Origin of the sequence: Exiguobacterium acetylicum (assembly GCF_019890935.1) — a bacterium.
In the GTDB taxonomy this organism is placed as follows: domain Bacteria; phylum Bacillota; class Bacilli; order Exiguobacteriales; family Exiguobacteriaceae; genus Exiguobacterium_A; species Exiguobacterium_A abrahamii.
Genome location: NZ_CP082333.1, coordinates 2,110,430 through 2,127,241, shown reverse-complemented (window position 1 = coordinate 2,127,241; position 16,812 = coordinate 2,110,430). Strand labels below are relative to the sequence as shown.

At 46.7% G+C, this 16,812-nt stretch carries 22 protein-coding genes; 19 read left to right on the top strand and 3 right to left on the bottom strand.

What is annotated here, in order from left to right:
* Positions 1–226 precede the first annotated feature (226 nt).
* The 9 genes from cyoE (at position 227) to K7G97_RS11130 (ending at position 7,520) form a co-directional block, all read left to right on the top strand.
* Positions 227–1,159 (top strand): heme o synthase, encoded by a 933-nt coding sequence (gene cyoE, locus K7G97_RS11170; protein ID WP_023468830.1) that lies wholly within the window; start codon positions 227–229, stop codon positions 1,157–1,159.
* A 64-nt stretch (positions 1,160–1,223) separates the two neighbouring features.
* Entirely contained in the window at positions 1,224–2,255 is a 1,032-nt protein-coding gene (gene coxB, locus K7G97_RS11165) for a cytochrome c oxidase subunit II (RefSeq protein ID WP_223040599.1), read from the top strand.
* Positions 2,256–2,290: 35 nt separating this feature from the next.
* Positions 2,291–4,159, top strand: coding sequence for a cytochrome c oxidase subunit I (ctaD, locus tag K7G97_RS11160; protein WP_029342162.1), 1,869 nt, complete (start codon positions 2,291–2,293; stop codon positions 4,157–4,159).
* Between the two features lies 1 nt (position 4,160).
* Complete coding sequence (locus K7G97_RS11155; RefSeq protein ID WP_023468827.1) at positions 4,161–4,790, top strand: cytochrome c oxidase subunit 3; 630 nt, start codon at positions 4,161–4,163, stop codon at positions 4,788–4,790.
* A gap of 1 nt (position 4,791) precedes the next feature.
* Positions 4,792–5,121, top strand: a complete 330-nt coding sequence (locus K7G97_RS11150; RefSeq protein ID WP_064299605.1) for a cytochrome C oxidase subunit IV family protein — start codon at positions 4,792–4,794, stop codon at positions 5,119–5,121.
* Between the two features lie 131 nt (positions 5,122–5,252).
* Complete coding sequence (ctaG, locus tag K7G97_RS11145; protein WP_023468825.1) at positions 5,253–6,158, top strand: cytochrome c oxidase assembly factor CtaG; 906 nt, start codon at positions 5,253–5,255, stop codon at positions 6,156–6,158.
* A gap of 18 nt (positions 6,159–6,176) precedes the next feature.
* Positions 6,177–6,638 carry a DUF420 domain-containing protein gene (locus K7G97_RS11140; protein WP_023468824.1) on the top strand — a complete coding sequence of 154 codons (462 nt, stop codon included), beginning with the start codon at positions 6,177–6,179 and terminating at the stop codon, positions 6,636–6,638.
* Positions 6,639–6,650: 12 nt separating this feature from the next.
* Complete coding sequence (locus tag K7G97_RS11135) at positions 6,651–7,256, top strand: SCO family protein (RefSeq protein WP_223040598.1); 606 nt, start codon at positions 6,651–6,653, stop codon at positions 7,254–7,256.
* 6 nt (positions 7,257–7,262) lie between these two features.
* Complete coding sequence (locus tag K7G97_RS11130; RefSeq protein ID WP_023468822.1) at positions 7,263–7,520, top strand: hypothetical protein; 258 nt, start codon at positions 7,263–7,265, stop codon at positions 7,518–7,520.
* A gap of 147 nt (positions 7,521–7,667) precedes the next feature.
* On the opposite strand, the gene K7G97_RS11125 is transcribed toward K7G97_RS11130, so the two are convergent.
* Positions 7,668–8,018, bottom strand: coding sequence for a YugN family protein (locus tag K7G97_RS11125; protein WP_023468821.1), 351 nt, complete (start codon positions 8,016–8,018; stop codon positions 7,668–7,670).
* Positions 8,019–8,128: 110 nt separating this feature from the next.
* Positions 8,129–8,875, bottom strand: a complete 747-nt coding sequence (locus tag K7G97_RS11120; RefSeq protein WP_241492307.1) for an ATP-grasp domain-containing protein — start codon at positions 8,873–8,875, stop codon at positions 8,129–8,131.
* A 122-nt stretch (positions 8,876–8,997) separates the two neighbouring features.
* Between K7G97_RS11120 and K7G97_RS11115 the strand changes: the two genes are divergently transcribed.
* The 5 genes from K7G97_RS11115 to K7G97_RS11095 are packed head-to-tail and all read left to right on the top strand — an operon-like array spanning position 8,998 to position 11,834.
* Positions 8,998–9,438, top strand: coding sequence for a YlbF/YmcA family competence regulator (locus K7G97_RS11115; RefSeq protein ID WP_195864725.1), 441 nt, complete (start codon positions 8,998–9,000; stop codon positions 9,436–9,438).
* Positions 9,439–9,462: 24 nt separating this feature from the next.
* Positions 9,463–9,720, top strand: a complete 258-nt coding sequence (locus K7G97_RS11110; RefSeq protein ID WP_023468818.1) for a YlbG family protein — start codon at positions 9,463–9,465, stop codon at positions 9,718–9,720.
* Positions 9,721–9,766: 46 nt separating this feature from the next.
* On the top strand, positions 9,767–10,348 hold the full coding sequence (gene rsmD, locus K7G97_RS11105) for a 16S rRNA (guanine(966)-N(2))-methyltransferase RsmD (RefSeq protein ID WP_223040597.1): 582 nt from the start codon (positions 9,767–9,769) through the stop codon (positions 10,346–10,348).
* Positions 10,345–10,836 (top strand): pantetheine-phosphate adenylyltransferase, encoded by a 492-nt coding sequence (coaD, locus tag K7G97_RS11100; protein WP_029342153.1) that lies wholly within the window; start codon positions 10,345–10,347, stop codon positions 10,834–10,836. Before rsmD ends, coaD begins: the two co-directional genes overlap by 4 nt.
* On the top strand, positions 10,836–11,834 hold the full coding sequence (locus K7G97_RS11095; protein WP_223040596.1) for a SepM family pheromone-processing serine protease: 999 nt from the start codon (positions 10,836–10,838) through the stop codon (positions 11,832–11,834). The genes coaD and K7G97_RS11095 overlap by 1 nt, the downstream gene beginning before the upstream one ends.
* Here the strand turns inward: K7G97_RS11095 and K7G97_RS11090 are convergent.
* Entirely contained in the window at positions 11,807–12,958 is a 1,152-nt protein-coding gene (locus tag K7G97_RS11090; protein WP_223040595.1) for a tRNA(Met) cytidine acetate ligase, read from the bottom strand. The two genes, K7G97_RS11095 and K7G97_RS11090, sit on opposite strands and share 28 nt — an antisense overlap.
* Before the next feature lie 156 nt (positions 12,959–13,114).
* Between K7G97_RS11090 and K7G97_RS11085 the strand changes: the two genes are divergently transcribed.
* From K7G97_RS11085 to bshC, 5 genes are all read left to right on the top strand, one after another.
* Positions 13,115–13,639, top strand: coding sequence for a YceD family protein (locus K7G97_RS11085; RefSeq protein ID WP_023468813.1), 525 nt, complete (start codon positions 13,115–13,117; stop codon positions 13,637–13,639).
* Positions 13,640–13,685: 46 nt separating this feature from the next.
* On the top strand, positions 13,686–13,859 hold the full coding sequence (gene rpmF / locus K7G97_RS11080; RefSeq protein ID WP_012370841.1) for a 50S ribosomal protein L32: 174 nt from the start codon (positions 13,686–13,688) through the stop codon (positions 13,857–13,859).
* Between the two features lie 83 nt (positions 13,860–13,942).
* Entirely contained in the window at positions 13,943–14,752 is an 810-nt protein-coding gene (locus K7G97_RS11075; RefSeq protein WP_223040594.1) for a ketopantoate reductase family protein, read from the top strand.
* Positions 14,749–15,105 carry a DUF3397 domain-containing protein gene (locus K7G97_RS11070; protein ID WP_023468811.1) on the top strand — a complete coding sequence of 119 codons (357 nt, stop codon included), beginning with the start codon at positions 14,749–14,751 and terminating at the stop codon, positions 15,103–15,105. Before K7G97_RS11075 ends, K7G97_RS11070 begins: the two co-directional genes overlap by 4 nt.
* A 29-nt stretch (positions 15,106–15,134) precedes the next feature.
* On the top strand, positions 15,135–16,697 hold the full coding sequence (bshC, locus tag K7G97_RS11065; protein WP_223040593.1) for a bacillithiol biosynthesis cysteine-adding enzyme BshC: 1,563 nt from the start codon (positions 15,135–15,137) through the stop codon (positions 16,695–16,697).
* The last annotated feature ends 115 nt before the right edge of the window (positions 16,698–16,812 follow it).

Here is a 16,812-nt window from a genome sequence, read left to right as displayed (position 1 = left end):
AACGCTATTCTAGTATTAGGTAAATATGGTGAACTGTGATGAAAATCACATAGATTTCACATTTTGTTCATTATGTCGAAAGTATTTTCATACGTCACGGTCCTAAATATGTGGTATCTTTTATAGAGAAAAGGACGTTTCGTGGCATGTCTGTGTTATTTCTGTGAAGAAATTACGTGAAGCCTAGGTGCTAAACGGAAGCAGACGGTGAAAAGGAGGGAACAGCATGGCGAAAGTTACTGGAGAGGCACTGGATATGGCGATCGAGCAAGCGGATCAGCCGACATTCAAGGACTATATCACCCTAGCAAAAATGGGGATCGTCCGTGCCAATCTGATTACGGTCTTCGCGGGGTATGTCGTAGCAGCATCATACATAACGGATGATGTCCTGTTGTACTTGTGGCAAACCAAGTGGATGTTACTGTGGACGCTTCTCGGGAGTGGATTGGTCATTGCCGGAAGTTGCTACCTCAATAACTACATTGACCGGGACATCGATTATAAGATGGAACGGACGATGGGAAGACCAAGCGTTACTGGGAAGATGGATGGACAACGGATACTCGCATTAGGACTCGGTATTCTTGCGACCGGTACGGTATTGTTGTTGATCGTCAACCATGTGGCGGCAGTGTTCGGATTGATCGGATCATTCGTTTACGTCGTGATTTATACGATGTGGTTAAAGCGGACGCACACGATCAATACAGTCGTAGGTGGTATATCAGGAGCTGTGCCACCAATCATTGGATTTGCGGCAGTCACTCCGACGCTTCACATTGATGCCTGGATTTTATTCCTCATCATGTTCGTGTGGCAACCACCACATTTCCTTGCACTCGCGATGCGACGGACAGAGGAGTATCGGGCAGCAGGTATCCCGATGTTACCTGTCGTAAACGGATTCGCGATCACGAAACGACAAATTGTATGGTGGATTGCAGTACTTATTCCATCATCACTCCTCTTAGCACACTATGGCATCATCTACATGATCGTCATGGCATTGCTCGGTGGATATTGGCTCTATATGGGACTGAAAGGTCTGAAGATCCAAGATGAACAAGCCGAAATCAAATGGGCGTCGAAGATGTTCTTCTTCTCACTGTTTTATTTTACGGCTTGGATCGTGACGGTCGTACTCGTTTCTCTCTAAAACGATTTGACATAATTCACGTACACCATTACGAAAGACAAAATTGGGGACAAAGAAAGTGGGGATGGTTGTGAAAAAATCAGTAAAAATGCTCTTCCGGCTTCTTCCAATCGGCTTGATGGCACTTATGTTATCAGGTTGTGGAATTCCGGAATTGTCTGCGCTACAGCCTCGCGGAGAAGGCGCTGAGATGCAACTTGAGATCATCAAGCTTAGCTTGTGGGTCATGTTGTTCGTCCTTGCGATCGTAGCCGTCATTTATATTTACGTACTTATGAAATTCCGTCGTAAATCAGGTGATAACACGGTTCCGAAGCAAGTCGAAGGGAACCATACGCTTGAAATCATCTGGACAGTCATTCCGATTCTTCTTTTGATCGTTCTTGCAATTCCGACGATTAAAACAACGGTTGAACTCGCAGATGCAAAAGAAGCGAAGAAAAACGAACAAATCAACGTTACAGCAAACCTCTACTGGTGGGAGTTCGAATACCCAGACAAAGGTGTTTCGACAGGACAAGAACTTGTCATCCCAGTCGGTAAACGTGTTGCTGTTAACTTGACGTCTAAAGACGTCATTCACTCATTCTGGGTACCAGCTCTTTCTGGTAAAACAGATACGAACCCAGGTCTTGAGAACGAAATGTGGTTACAAGCAAAAGAAGCAGGCACTTACTACGGTAAATGTGCCGAGTTGTGTGGTCCTTCTCACGCATTGATGGACTTCAAAGTCGTTGCACTTGAACAAGACGACTATGACAACTGGTTAAAAGATATGAAAGCTGCGAAAGAAGCAGAGACGAAGCAGCTTGATAAAAAGAATGAAAAGAACTGGACGACTGGCGAGAAAGTCTATGCCCAGAACTGTCTCAGCTGTCATGGTGGCGGGAAAGTCGCACCTAGCTTGACGAACTTCGGTGATCGTCAGCGTATCGCGGGTTACCTCGACCATGATAAAGAAAACCTCGAAAAATGGATTCGCGATCCACAAAAAGAGAAACAAGGTACGAAAATGCCTGGATTCTCTGAAGATAAGATCAGCGATGAAGAATTGAGCGAATTGGCAGATTATCTATTGGACAAAAAGCTCCAATAATTTTTTAAGGGGGAATCATAGTGGGGACACATACTATGGGTATGCCGCAGAAAAAAAGCGGCATCATGGACTGGCTAACGACAGTCGACCATAAGAAAATCGGGATTCTCTACATCATGTCTGGATTGTTCTTCCTTCTAGTCGGTGGCGTAGAAGCCCTAATGATTCGTTTTCAATTGATTAAACCGATGAACGATTTCGTCAGCGGTGAACTCTTTAACCAATTGATCACGATGCACGGTACGACGATGATCTTCTTGGCAGCGATGCCGATGTTGATCGGATACATGAACGCAGCAGTACCGCTTCAAATCGGGGCACGTGACGTTGCGTTCCCATTCTTGAATGCACTTGGTTTCTGGTTGTTCTTCTTCGGTGGAGTCTTGTTGAACCTTTCTTGGTTCTTCGGCGCAGCACCGAACGCAGGGTGGACTGCATACGCACCACTCTCGACGGTACCTGAGTCTCTCGGTGTAGACTTCTACGCGTTAGGTCTTCAGATTTCTGGTTTCGGTACACTTATGGGGGGGATTAACTTCCTCGTTACGATTTTGAACATGCGTGCACCAGGTATGAAACTAATGCGGATGCCGCTCTTCACATGGACAGCATTCGTTGCTTCTGCCTTGATCGTTTTCGCATTCCCACCACTTACGGTTGGATTGTTCCTCTTGACGTTCGAGCGACTCTTCGGAGCGCACTTCTTCGACCCGGCAGCGGGCGGGAATATCGTCATCTGGGAACACCTCTTCTGGATCTTCGGTCACCCGGAAGTTTATATCTTGATTTTACCGGCATTCGGTATTTTCTCTGAAATCATTCCTACATTTGCTCGTAAGCGTCTCTTCGGTTACACGACGATGGTCTTTGCGACGATGTTGATCGGTTTCCTCGGATTCATGGTGTGGGTCCACCACATGTTCACAGTTGGTCTCGGTCCGGTCGCAAACGCGATCTTCGCCGTAGCAACGATGGCGATTGCTGTACCGACAGGGGTCAAGATCTTCAACTGGCTCTTTACGCTATGGGGCGGTAAGCTGACGTTCCCAGTCGCAATGCTTTACTCGGTCGCGTTCATTCCATCATTCCTTGTTGGTGGTATGACAGGGGTCATGCTTTCTGTTGCACCTGCCGATTACCAGTACCATGACAGTTACTTCGTAGTAGCTCACTTCCACTACGTTATCGTTGGTGGGGTTGTCTTCGGTCTCTTCGCAGGTCTTTACTACTGGTTCCCACTCATGTTCGGGAAACAGCTCAACGAATTCTGGGGAAAAATTCAATTCTGGTTGTTCTTCATCGGCTTCCACTTGACGTTCTTCCCGCAACATATTCTTGGTCTTACAGGTATGCCACGTCGTGTCTTCACGTACTTGCCAAACCAAGGCTGGGAAACAATGAACTTACTTTCATCAATCGGTGCAGCCTTCATGGGTGTGTCGACGATCGTTCTCGTCATCTCGATTGCAGCAGCATTGATGTCAAAAGAATATGTAAAACGCGACGTCTGGGGCGATGGACGTACACTTGAGTGGACACTTCCAGTTCCAACTCCAGAGTATAACTTCGCTCAAATCCCACTCGTCAAAGGTTTGGATACGTATTGGCTCGAAAAAATGGCAGGAAACAAAACAGTTTCTGTATCGGAAGAAGTCGGCGATATCCACATGCCGAACAACACGATCTTGCCATTCGTCATGTCAGTCGGTCTATTCCTCGCAGGTCTCGGATTCATTCTTCGCCTAGACTATGGAACTGTTGGTCTTGTCGTTGCCTTGATTGGTCTTGCGATGACATTGATCGCGATGTTCTTCCGTTCTTGGATCGATGATGAAGGCTACTACATCCCGAAATCAGTCGTCGAAGAAGATCTACGCCTTGAAGCAGAAAAGGAGGCGAAGTAAGATGGGTCATCATTCAGTACCGAATAACCCGATCACGGGTATTCCGGATCATGTTGAAAAAGCAACACTTGAGGGTAAGAATAAATATGTAGCCTTCTGGTTCTTCCTTGGAGGAGAGACGACTTTGTTCGCCTCTCTCTTCGGGACATACATCGGTCTCCATAACTCCGGTGCAAAAGAAGGTCTACGCAGTTATGACATCTTCGAAATGGGTCTCGTCTTCATCATGACAATGCTTCTCTTGACGAGTTCATTGACAAGCGTTCTTGCCATGATGGCAATGAAACGTAATGATGTGAAAAAGATGAAACTTTGGCTCATCATCACATTGCTTCTTGGTCTTGGATTCTTAAGTGGTGAGATTTATGAGTTCAATCACTACTACCACATTGGTCACACGTTCACATCGAGTGCATTTGGTTCTGCCTTCTATACACTCGTCGGATTCCACGGTGCGCACGTCTTGTTCGGTCTTCTCTGGATCTCGACATTGCTCATCCGGAACTGGAACCGTGGCATCACGGTCGTGAACGCGCCGAAGTACTATGTTTCAAGTCTTTACTGGCACTTCATTGACGTCGTCTGGGTCTTTATCTTCTCAGTCGTCTACCTCATGGGGATGGTGAAATAAGATGGAAAAACACGAACCACAACTTACGCGTAATCAAATCGAACTCGAGATGAAAGCGGAACGTAGTCGCGAGACACAACTGCAACTCATCAGTTTCGCGCTCATGATCGTCTTGACGCTCATCGCGTTCGGTGCTGTCATGGCCGAGCTCATGCCGCACTGGGCAGCTGGTGGTTTCTTGATCATCATGGCGATCGTTCAAGTTTATCTTCAACTTTATATGTTCATGCACATGAACAATAAAGGAAACACATGGATCAAAGTCATGATGGGTCTCGGTGTATTCGTCGCCTTGACGATCGTCGCGACACTTCGTCTATTGATCTGGTAAGAAATGTGACCATTCTGCTAACGTTTAGCAGGATGGTCTTTTATTTTGGAATCGTTTTATGAGAAACCTTTACAATGAAATAGGGGAACGGTAATCTTAGTTTGTAAGAGAAAGGAACGGGGTGAAAAAATATGTTAGGCAATTTAAGGGGAGCACTTTCGCAATTCGAATGGACTGTCTTATGGAGTCCGTATTATGCGTTGATACTCGTTGGATTGTATATCCTATATGCTGTCGTGACAGAAAAGTTGCGTCGTCCGGATGAGCCGGAAACAACGCTTGGGCAAAAATTCTCGATGCTCGCGGCATTGATCGTTTTTTACATCGGTTTTGGAAGTCCATTAGACCTGCTAGCACATATCACGTTCTCAGCACACATGCTGCAGATGGTATTCGTCTATATGGTCGCACCGCCGCTCTTGTTGATTGCGATACCAGAGTGGCTTTATAAGCGCTTGTTCGATACACCGTATCTTGGGAGGATTCTTCGCTTCTTCATCAAGCCGCTGATTGCACTTGTCGTCTTTAATGCCTTGTTTACGTTCTACCACATGCCATTTATTTTTGATTATGTCTTGACGAACTATACCGTTCACCGTTTGTTCCACGGAACATTGATTTTCTTGAGTATGACGATGTGGTATCCAATCATTGCACCGGTCAATGAGGCGGACAGTCTTTCTGACCTGAAGAAGATGGTCTATATCGTGGCAAATGGTGTGTTGTTGACACCAGCCTGTGCCTTCATGATCTTCAGTCAAAGTTTTCAGTATCAAGCGTATCAGGATCCGGCGACGTTCGCGAAAGTACTCGCTTACTGTATGCCGAACAATGATTTAAGCGGATTGAACCTGGAACGATTGCTCGGAACGACAGATGACTTATTAGAGGACCAACGCTTTGGTGGTGTCCTCATGAAGCTCGGTCAAGAACTCGTGTATGGTCTATTCTTCGGACTGACCTTCTTTACATGGGTGCGCCGTTCAAAAAGTACTGCCGTGGATGAAGGCATGTCCTTCACACCAAAAGCGGATTAAATTGGAGGAAGTTGGAACATGAGTTATTTGCCGTTGATTTGTGTGTCGCTGATTGTCATCAGTGCGATTTTCGTAGCGATTGGCTGGTTTTTAATCGCCCAAACGCGTCGTAACATGAAAGCTCACCAGACCGTGATGACGATTGCAGCTGCACTCGCTTTATTATTCTTCATCATGTATGCCTTGCGGACGATTCTGCTCGGTAACACAGCCTTTGGCGGTCCAGAGTCCGTCAAAGCCTACTACACAGGATTCTTGATCTTCCACATCCTTCTTGCGACATCTGGTGGGGTGCTCGGTTTGATGGCACTCTATCACGCGTATAAGAAGAACTTTGCACGTCACCGTAAAATCGGACCGGTGGCCTCAATCGTTTGGTTTTTGACAGCCATTACCGGTGTGATCGTGTATTGCTTACTATATGTCGTCTACGATCCGGGTGAGACGACGAACGTATTCCGGGCGATCTGGAGTCATTAAGGGGGAGCCAACTTGAAAAAGAATAGTTACTTGACGGTCGCTGCCGTCGTCCTTATCTTAGTTGCGGCAGCCGGGGGATATTATTATTTCTTCATGAAAGAAAAGTTACCTGTCATCGCTGAACCGACACCATTTGAATTAACGAATGCCGTAGACGGAAAATCATTCAATTCGGAAGACGGAAAAGTCAAAGTGTTGACGTTCTTCTACTCGAACTGTCCTGATATTTGTCCGTTGACGTTAAATGATTACCGTAAGCTTGAGAAAAAGCTTCGGAACGAAGAATTGTACGGAAGTGACGTCGAACTCGTCGCAGTGACGGTTGATCCAAAAGTGGATACACCGAAAGTCTTGAAAAAGTATGCTTCGAACTTTGAAGCAGATGCCAAAGGATGGAGAGTATTGACGGGAGATCCAGTCGTCATCGATCGTTTGACACGTCAGTTGAATTTCTATTACTCGAAGGCTGAGAGCGGCTTAGTGACACACGGAACACAAATGTTCATTTTGGACCGTGAGAATAAAGTACGGGCGATTTCGTCTATGGCGAAGACGCCGGATGAACCGGTCGACTTAGAAGAGGTCATGTCTTCGGTCACACAATTAGCAAAGGAGTGAAGGCAGATGACTTATGAAGAGTACATGCAAGGAGATGTTACCGTCTCTATTCAAGCCATCGAGGAATTACTTGCTTGTGCGATCGAGGATTATGGAATCCATCACTCCCGGATCAAACGGATGGACCGGGAAGAGATTGCATTTAGCGTAAAGGTCAATGCACCGGCAACGTCACTTCACGCGCTTTATCTTCATGTACGCGAGCAGCTTGGGATTCAGCTCGGAGACGATGTCGTATCTTATGTACAATTCGTCGCGCGTTAAAAGCGATTTCGCGCGTATTAAAGAATAACAATCAGTTGGACAGAACAGCTAATGATTTCGTGGATGATGCGAGGTCGTTAGCTTTTTTGTTTGGAATGAAGAACAAAAAAATAGAGGCTCCTTAATTGGAACCTCTACGTGTGGATCTTATTTTTCGAGTGTTTCGAGCAATGCTGCTAAACGACGTTCGCAGTCTTTGACGATTTCCGGAGGGAACGTCTCATCATACTCGACACCGTGTGGATAGTAGTGTTTACCGAGAAGTGGTGTCATCATACGAACGACAGCATGGCGGTCTTCAATCTCGCCTTGGATCGCATAGACAGGAACACGCAGGTAGAATACTTCACCTGTTGATTGTTTTTCATATTTCATGTCATACATCGCGCGTTCGTAATCCCACTGTCCTTCACGAACGAAGCGGTGATGTTCCATGATTGTTTCGAGAAGACCGAACTTCAGTTCCTTGCCTTCGATACCATATTGTTCAAACTTCATGTTTGAATCCCCCTATACCCCAGTTTGCTAGTAGATACTAGTCTTTCCAAACTATCATACCATAATGAATGAAACGATGACGTAAAAGATGTGAAGTCATTTTGAAGAATTCATGAACTTCCATATTTTCGTTCGACATATTCGAGAATCGTATCCGGTGCGTGAATACCAAGGTGATTGAGTCCTTCTCCACCGAAGAAGACATTGAACTCAAGAACGTACCACTGTCCGTCACGGATGATGAGATCAAAACCAGCGTGATCGATATCGAGCTGTTTCGCGAGAGCGAGCACGAAGTCGATTGCCCCTTGTGGCACATCATCAAAATCAAGGACACCACCTTGAGCGACGTTATTTAAGAACTGAGCACCGCCTACGCGCCAGTATGCAGCAAGGACTTGATCGCCGACGACGACGACACGTAAGTCCTTCTCATTCGGAATGTACTCTTGAATGTAGAACGTCTCGTGTGTATCCGTGTATTTCTTCCAGTCTGTTTCATTTTTGATGAGATGAACACCTTGTCCCATTGAGCTACGGACTGTCTTCGCAACGAAAGGAAACGAAAATTCACGTAAGACACGTTCGACGGTGAATTCATTTTTTCCATAGATGCCGGTCCGAGGGATGTTATCCGGAATGACGGTTTGAAAAATCCGCGTCATTTCGATCTTGTCATGACCTAAGTGGAACGTAGCAGCCGACGGGAAAATCGGTTTTTTCATCCCATAGATGATTGAGTGGATTTGCCAGTATTCCGGGAACAGGACGACATCCGCCTGTTCGATTTTTTTCAAGGAATCAAAGTGATAATCTGACTTGGCATGTTCCGTCTTGATTCCAATCGTCCGGAACATATTAAAAGAGAGCAGTTGCATAAAGTTCATTCCTTCCTTCTGAACAAATTATACACAATTCAACAGGCTAGGAGGGAGAGAAATGTTATGATAAGATGGTAAAGTTAAGGAGGAGATTCGTTGTGATATATACCGATAAGACGATTGACCTCATCAACGCAGCGGAAGACCTCATTCGATCTCTCGCTCAAAGTGAAACGGGGCAAGCATATAGATGTGCGAAACAAGCACAGCAAGAGTCAGCAGAGGCACAGGCTGTCATTCGCGATTTTCATCAAGTCAAGGAGGACTACGAACTCGTACAGCGATTCGGACGGTATCATCCTGACTATCAGACGATCACGAAAAAGGTCCATGAAGTCAAACGGCGACTTGATTTACAAGAGGAAGTCGCGCAGTTTAAAAAGGCGGAAAAACAACTCGAGACGTTACTCGGACAAATCAGTCTGAAGCTCGCTGGGGAAGTATCACCGCAAATTAAAGTACCGACGGGAAATCCTTTCTTCGATCAAGGATGCGCTGGAGGTTGTTCGACCGGTGGCAGCTGTAGCTGTAGCGGATAACGAAGGTGAAGGGGGTAGGCTGGCGTGATCAAAGAACGAGTGGGACTCATCGTCTATGTCAATGCGATGAAAGCATCCCGTCAATTACGCCGTTACGGGAACGTCTACTTTACGTCTAAACGTGAACGATACGTTCATCTGTATGTCGATTTAGATCAGCATGAACAGGTGATGGAAGTCATTTCGACTCTCCCGTTCGTCGAATCGATCAAACGTTCAGAACGACCGTTCATCACGGAGACGTTCGCGAACAAAAAAGGTAAAATGCCAGAAGAAGCATAATCCATGGAGCGATGAGGACATCCTCGTCGCTTCTTTGTTGAAAGGAATGAAGGAAATGCGAGTCATTTCAGGGGAACGGAAAGGTACACGATTAAAAGCAGTGCCAGGGGATCAAACACGACCGACGACGGATAAGGTTAAAGAATCCTTATTCAATGTCATCGGTCCTTATTTCAACGGAGGACGAGCACTGGATCTGTTTGCGGGGAGCGGTGGTCTTGGGATTGAATCTCTTTCAAGAGGATGCGATGAGGCAGTGTTCGTCGACCAACACCATAAAGCGGTCCAAACGATCCAAGATAATTTACGAACGACGCACTATACGGACCAAGCACGTGTTTTGAAAAAAGATGTAGCGATCGCTTTAACGGAACTCGCATCTGAAGAGCCGTTTAAGTTGATTTATCTAGACCCTCCCTATGCAAAAGAGCGATTGACGGAACATGTCACGTACATAGAGCAACACGATATGCTGACGGACAACGGTGTCATCGTCTGTGAACATGACTCGGCGGTTGAATTGCCGGACCAGATCGGACGACTGGAAGTCGTGCGTCGACTTCGTTATTCCGCTGTCATCTCGATTACATTGTACGAATTCATGGAAGCGGAGGAAGACCACGAATGAAACGAATCGCCATATGCCCAGGTAGCTTTGATCCAATCACGAACGGACATTTAGACATCATCGAGCGTGCTGTTCCGATTTTTGATGAGATCATCGTTGCCGTACTGAATAATTCTTCGAAGCAACCACTCTTTTCTGTCCAGGAACGGATGGAGTTAATTGCCGATGTGACGTCGCACCTACCTCAAATCAAGGTGGATTCCTTTAACGGATTGCTCGTCGATTATGCGGCGGAAGTCGGAGCAACCGCGATCGTACGCGGTCTACGAGCAGTTTCGGACTTTGAATACGAAATGCAAGTCGCTTCCATCAACAAGAAGATGAATGATCAAATCGAGACATTGTTCATGATGACGAATAATCAGTATTCCTTCTTGAGTTCTTCGATCGTTAAGGAAGCTGCCAAATATGGTGCTTCCGTTGCCGATCTCGTACCGCCTTCCGTCGAAGAAGCGCTACGTCAGAAATATACGAAAGGAGAACTGTGATGAAAGCTTGGAAACCTGCCTTAGCAGCGATCATCGCTGCCTTGATCGTATTTTTCGTACCGCTTCCCTATTTCATCTCCTATCCAGGTGATGCGACGTCGACGGAAGATTTGATCGAAGTATCTGGAGGCGACAAGGAACCGGGAGATTTGATGATGCTGACGATCGCACAACGCCGGGCCACGCCTTACTTTCTCATTGAAAGCTTATTTCTACCGTTCTCCGAAACATCGAGTGTAAGTGATTATCTGTACGACGGCGAGTCGGACGCGCAGTATGAAACGCGTCAGAAGCTGTATATGGAAGAAGCGCAACATAACGCAACGATCGAAGCGTTTGAATTGGCGGATCAAAAGGTCGATGTCGATTTCGAAGGGGTCTACGTCTCCGGCGTCATTCCCGGTGGTCCAGCCGAGGGGAAACTGAAAGCAGGGGATCGGATTACAAGTGTTGACGGAAAACCGATTACGTCATTTGAAGGTTTCATGAAGACGATTCAAGCGAAAAAAGCCAAAACAACTGTTCCGATTCAGTTCACGCGTAAATCGGAAGACAAGAAGACGACGATTCGCGTGGATCAGTTATCTAAAGAGGTCAAGCGAGTCGGACTAGGTATTTACGAACCGCTTCCGATCTCAAACGTGACGACGGATCCTGATATTGCGTTTCAGGTCGAAGGTGTCGGTGGACCATCTGCTGGAATGATGTTCACTCTTGAAATTTATGATCAATTGACGCCGGGGGATTTGGCGAAAGGGCATAAAATCGCCGGCACGGGAACGATTGAAGAAGGCGGCAAGGTGGGACCGATTGGTGGAGCGTGGCAAAAGGTCGTCGCTGCTGACGAGGCAGGAGCAGAAATCATGTTCGTGCCAGCAGGAGAGAACTACAAAGAAGCAAAACCATCCATCAAAAAACTCGGAACGAACATGAAGCTCGTTCCGATCAAGACAGTCGAAGATGCGATTGATTATTTAGAAGAACTTCCAGCGAAATAAGGAAAACGACGGTGTTCGAGCAACGCGTCGTAGCGAGCCAAGGGCAGTGCGTATGCAGCTGTCACTTGGCTTTCTTTCGTTAGCCAAGGATGACTCGTGAAGGTACTGAAGACGGTAGTCCGCGTTTTGATGGATTTGAGTGCCTGTCGTCCTCGTTCTGAAAAGGCGAGGGGACGAACGAAATCAATATGGTCGTAATCAATCCGTGCGACCTCCTCTGCTGTCGTTGAGGTCAACAGATAGATCAGGGCACGTTGCAGGCTCGTCCGCGTATAACGGCGTGTTTTGACGTGATTCAGAAAGGTCTCGAATGTCGTTGCTTGTTTCGCCCCTTCGATGAGTCGTGGTGCTAACGAAGCGTCGATCCCAGCGATTCGCATCAACTCGGCTACTGGAGTCGTTAGTAGACGTTGTCGAATCCACGGATAATAATGCGAGAAGTTGGCGAAAGAGGCGCTTGCTAAGACGTCTTCCGTCTGTTCAGGAAGTGCGAGCAGCTGACCGTGTGTCTGATGATGGGCGCGTATCGCGGTGGCGCTCATGATGTCCCCGGTGGATAAGTCGTGGTAGCCACTTCCAATCCGTTTCGTCGTATGAAGCGACAGGGTATTTGCGGCGCGAGCGTAATAATAGCCAAGCGTATTGTTCGGTTGTGTCAAATCAAGCGTCCTTGAGACGCTCCTGAATGCTTGACTGGCGGCGTGAGCAGAAGAGAGGCCCGCTGATAATCCATCGTGTAACGCTTGCTTGTATGCAGGGGTCTCTTCGATCTGTTCCGCTGCTGCATGGAGAAAAGGTTCGATATCTCCGCACTCGCTTCCAAACGAAAGCGACTGACAGCCGATTGTCTCGGCAATCGTTACACCACCGAGTGCAAAGCGATCAGCACGCTGGACAGCAAAATAGAAGGGAAGTTCAAGAACGAGATCGATGGCACCGCTCGCGACGGCTGCCTGAGCACGTGTCCATTTATCCGTAAAGGCGGGCTCACCACGCTGCATGAACGTCCCGCTCATGATGGCGACGATGACGTCGGCATCCGTTTCCCGTCGTGCTGTCGTCGCTTGATAATAGTGTCCGTTATGAAACGGATTGTACTCTGAAATGATAGCTGTCATCCTCATGAAAACTTTCTCCTTTGCAAACCGAATTAAGTGCGGTAATATGGATAAAGACGTCCAAAAGTGTTCGTTCTCTAGCGATTTCAGTGTAAAGAAAAAACATTGACAAAACAAGATGTCCTCTCTATAATTCATATTGTTGCAATTGAGGTGATTCGGATGAAATGGTCCCTGATGCAATTGAATAAATTGCGCAATCTGGGTCAACTTCAGGTTAACGAGACGATCGAGCTCAATGAGCTAGTCGCCCTCCATCCGGATATCCGGGCGGTGCAACCTGTGCACGTTCGTGCAAATGCATCGTTTACATCGAATCAATTAATATTCAATCTTCGGATTACCGGCGAAATGACGCTTCCGGATGCCCGGACGCTAAATGACGTCGCTTATCCATTCGAGATTGAATCCATCGAGCCATTCCTGCTCGAGGTCGATGCTGTTTCGAACGAAGCAGATGACATCAACGTGCCGATCGGGAATACGGTCGATCTTCGACCGCTCGTGCAAGAATTGATTTTACTTCATGTGCCAGTGCAAGTGCATGGGGATGATGAAGAGAATCAGTTGGTTGAGGGGGAAGGCTGGACGATTCTTTCTGAAGAAGATCCAGAGGAAACCGAACCAAAAATCGATCCGCGACTCGCGGGTCTCGCTCAGTTCTTTAAAAAAGATCAGGATTCCTGATTTCTGAAGTAAAGGCGAGTGTATTTTTTCAAGGAGGTGGACAACGATGGCAGTACCATTCCGCAGAACGTCGAAAACACGCAAACGTCTTCGCCGTACTCATTTCAAACTCCGTGTACCAGGTATGGTCGAGTGCCCAAACTGTGGTGAAATGAAACTTTCACACCGCGTTTGTAAAGCATGTGGCTCGTACAAAGGTAAAGAAATCGTCAGCAAATAAGCTGATTGATCGGTATAAAAGCGACCTTCGAATCGAGAAATCGGTTTTAAGGTCGCTTTTTTCATGAAAGGGGACATGAACAGATGAATGTTGGAATCATTGGCGCGGGTGCCATCGGGTTGTTGCTTGCCTCTTATTTATCGGAAGAGCATGCAGTCACGCTTTATGTGCGACAAGAACAAGAAGAGGAACGACCAATCATTCGCGATGGACAAGCGAGTCGTCTCGTACGGATCCGGAAGATTGATCGGCTCGAGTCAGAAGACTTGGTGTTTGTCGCGACAAAGTCGTATGATATAAAAAGTGTGATTCCATTCCTTAAGCGGCTGACGTGTCCCGTCATGTTCCTGCAAAATGGAATGGATCATTTGAAATGGAAAGAGCAATTGCCGCATGTCTTATTTGGTGTCGTCGAACATGGTGCCATGCGTACTGCACCGTTTGAAGTCCAGCATACTGGAAAAGGACGTATCCGCTACGGGAATCAAGAGGTAGCGAACTTGTCGTCAAGGCAGCTGTGCTTTGAATTCGAGTCAGATATGGAAGCTGTCCTATTGACGAAGTTGTTCATCAACGTCGTCATCAATCCAGTGACGGCTTATTACGGTGTTGAGAATGGATCCTTACTAGAGATGCCTTATCGAGAAGAAGCCCGTCAATTATTCGACGAAATGCGGACGATCTTCCCGCACCATGACATTACTTATTCCGAGATCGAGCGGATCATGAAGAATACGAGCAAAAATCGTTCTTCGATGTTACGAGATTTTGAGTACGGACGACGAACGGAAGTAGAGCCGATACTTGGATACGCATTACGTCAGGCGACGACTGCGACGCCACGTTTATCTTTTTATTATGAACAGATCAAACAGAGGGAGGGTCCGCAGTGACAGTCTTCATCATTTTTCCTTTATTCAGCCTGATTGCGTTGTATCTCGTCTTTCTACTTCTATTTCGGAAACATGGGAAGGCCGTTCGATTTGCACTCGACTTTGGAACATTCATCGTTCTGTATGCGATTCATGTTGCATTGATTGCCTTGACCGGAACAAATTACTTAGGGTGGATCGTCATCGTCGTGTTGTTGGTGTTTGCGTTGAATGCACTCTGGCAACGAATTCGTCAACTTGATGTTGATTTGAGACAAATGATTCGCCACAGTTGGCGGATCATCATCTTGCTGGCATTACCCGTCCATTTCATACTGTTCGTACTCGGTATTCGTCAACTGTTCATCAGCTGACCAGTTAGGTAAGAAAGAAGGGATTTTGTTTGAAGGTACAACCATTTGAAGCCTTATACGATGATAACTCGTTGATGCATCGTGCTTCACGAGAAGAATTCTTAACATATGTCGACCACCTTGGAGAGAGTGGTTTAGCGTCGAGGAGCCGTTTGCTTGAAGAACGTCACTATCCGCATCTTGCGGCACTGACTGACGAACTTGAACGCCAAAATCCGAACATGACGGAGCGTTTGCGGGAACGTGTCGCGAAGCTTCGTACGGGTGAAGCTCAAGTTGTCATTACAGGACAACAAACAGGTATCTTCGGCGGACCATTATATGCAATCTATAAATTGTTGACCTGTCTGAAGGTCGCGCAGCAGGCGGAGACGACACTTGGGCGACCTGTCGTTCCGATTTTTTGGCTCGCGACCGAAGATCACGATTTTGATGAGATTAACCATGTTTACGTTCCGACAGCGGATTATCAAACGCGTAAAGTCGCTGTCACACCTTCAGAATCGATTGCCCGCTCGGTCAGTCGACTCTCTTTTGATCAAGTAGCACTTCTTGAAATCATCGAAGAGGCATTCCGAGCAATGCCAGAAACGGTGCATACGAAACAATTAGTTGCGCGCCTGAAGAAACTCGTTGAAGAGTGTACATCGTATGGGATGTTTTTCTCAGAATTGATTGGTGAATTGATCGATTTTGATGTCGTCTTCTTTGATGCGGATACACATTCTGTCCGTGAACTCGAGATTCCGTTCTTTGAACGGTTGATTCAAGACAATGCGGAATTTAGACGAGCATTGACGGATGGTATTTCACAGACGCAAGAGTTACCGGATACATTCTTGAACGAGGAAGCGGCGCATCTTTTCGTCGATGATCACGGTCGTCAGTTGCTGTATCCGACAGCAGACGGATTCGAGACGAAACAAGGAAAGCAATATACGGAGCTTGAACTGATCGCGTTGCTGTACGCCAGTCCGGAACGTTTCTCCAACAGTGTCGTCACCCGTCCATTGATGCAGGATTATCTGTTCCCGACGCTTGCCTATATCGGGGGTCCGGGGGAGTTAGCATACTGGACACGCTTACGACCGCTCTTTCATCATCTGAATTGGACGATGCCGTTATTGATTCCCCGCATGGGTGGGTTACTCGTGCGTCGTAGCGATGAAAAACGTCTTGCTAAACTCGAGGTGTCGCTCGAAGAAATCGTCCGGTCAGGCGTTCCGATTCCGCTCTATTCAGAAGAGAAAATGACAGGACGTATGCAGACGGCAGCAATGTTAAAAGACAGTTTTGTCTCTGAATTCCTCTCGCTCGAACAGGATCTACTGCGGACATCGAGTAAGAGTGAGAAGGTCAAGAAACAGCTCGATCAAGCAGTTGCTAGTCTACTGGCAGAAGATCGACGTCAGTTCGATCGACAAACACGGCAATATAAAGAGACGGCTTACCATCTCCTTCCTGATGGAGCGCCACAAGAGCGGATTCATTCTGTCCTACCGTGGTTAAATCACCATGGTCTTGATTTTGTGCGGGACTTAAGAACAGCCTATGAAGCGAATACGAGTGATCAACTGAAGATTTTCCTCTAAACCTGCTGAAACTAGCAGGTTTTTTCGTTTTTTTAGCGAAAATTACACAAAAGTTAAATAAATCAAGGAAACTGTCTCATTTTCGTAACGTTTTCACGAGAGAATGTGATACATT

Bases quoted from the DNA above. Each gene is read 5' to 3' on its own strand.
- K7G97_RS11140 (WP_023468824.1), top strand. From the start codon at position 6,177: ATGAGTTATTTGCCGTTGATTTGTGTGTCGCTGATTGTCATCAGTGCG.
- rsmD (WP_223040597.1), top strand. From the start codon at position 9,767: ATGAAGGAAATGCGAGTCATTTCAGGGGAACGGAAAGGTACACGATTA.
- K7G97_RS11085 (WP_023468813.1), top strand. From the start codon at position 13,115: ATGAAATGGTCCCTGATGCAATTGAATAAATTGCGCAATCTGGGTCAA.
- coaD (WP_029342153.1), top strand. From the start codon at position 10,345: ATGAAACGAATCGCCATATGCCCAGGTAGCTTTGATCCAATCACGAAC.
- ctaD (WP_029342162.1), top strand. From the start codon at position 2,291: ATGGGTATGCCGCAGAAAAAAAGCGGCATCATGGACTGGCTAACGACA.
- cyoE (WP_023468830.1), top strand. From the start codon at position 227: ATGGCGAAAGTTACTGGAGAGGCACTGGATATGGCGATCGAGCAAGCG.
- K7G97_RS11150 (WP_064299605.1), top strand. From the start codon at position 4,792: ATGGAAAAACACGAACCACAACTTACGCGTAATCAAATCGAACTCGAG.
- ctaG (WP_023468825.1), top strand. From the start codon at position 5,253: ATGTTAGGCAATTTAAGGGGAGCACTTTCGCAATTCGAATGGACTGTC.
- K7G97_RS11130 (WP_023468822.1), top strand. From the start codon at position 7,263: ATGACTTATGAAGAGTACATGCAAGGAGATGTTACCGTCTCTATTCAA.
- K7G97_RS11125 (WP_023468821.1), bottom strand. From the start codon at position 8,018: ATGAAGTTTGAACAATATGGTATCGAAGGCAAGGAACTGAAGTTCGGT.
- K7G97_RS11155 (WP_023468827.1), top strand. From the start codon at position 4,161: ATGGGTCATCATTCAGTACCGAATAACCCGATCACGGGTATTCCGGAT.
- K7G97_RS11090 (WP_223040595.1), bottom strand. From the start codon at position 12,958: ATGAGGATGACAGCTATCATTTCAGAGTACAATCCGTTTCATAACGGA.
- K7G97_RS11120 (WP_241492307.1), bottom strand. From the start codon at position 8,875: ATGTTCCGGACGATTGGAATCAAGACGGAACATGCCAAGTCAGATTAT.
- K7G97_RS11075 (WP_223040594.1), top strand. From the start codon at position 13,943: ATGAATGTTGGAATCATTGGCGCGGGTGCCATCGGGTTGTTGCTTGCC.
- coxB (WP_223040599.1), top strand. From the start codon at position 1,224: ATGGTTGTGAAAAAATCAGTAAAAATGCTCTTCCGGCTTCTTCCAATC.
- rpmF (WP_012370841.1), top strand. From the start codon at position 13,686: ATGGCAGTACCATTCCGCAGAACGTCGAAAACACGCAAACGTCTTCGC.
- K7G97_RS11095 (WP_223040596.1), top strand. From the start codon at position 10,836: ATGAAAGCTTGGAAACCTGCCTTAGCAGCGATCATCGCTGCCTTGATC.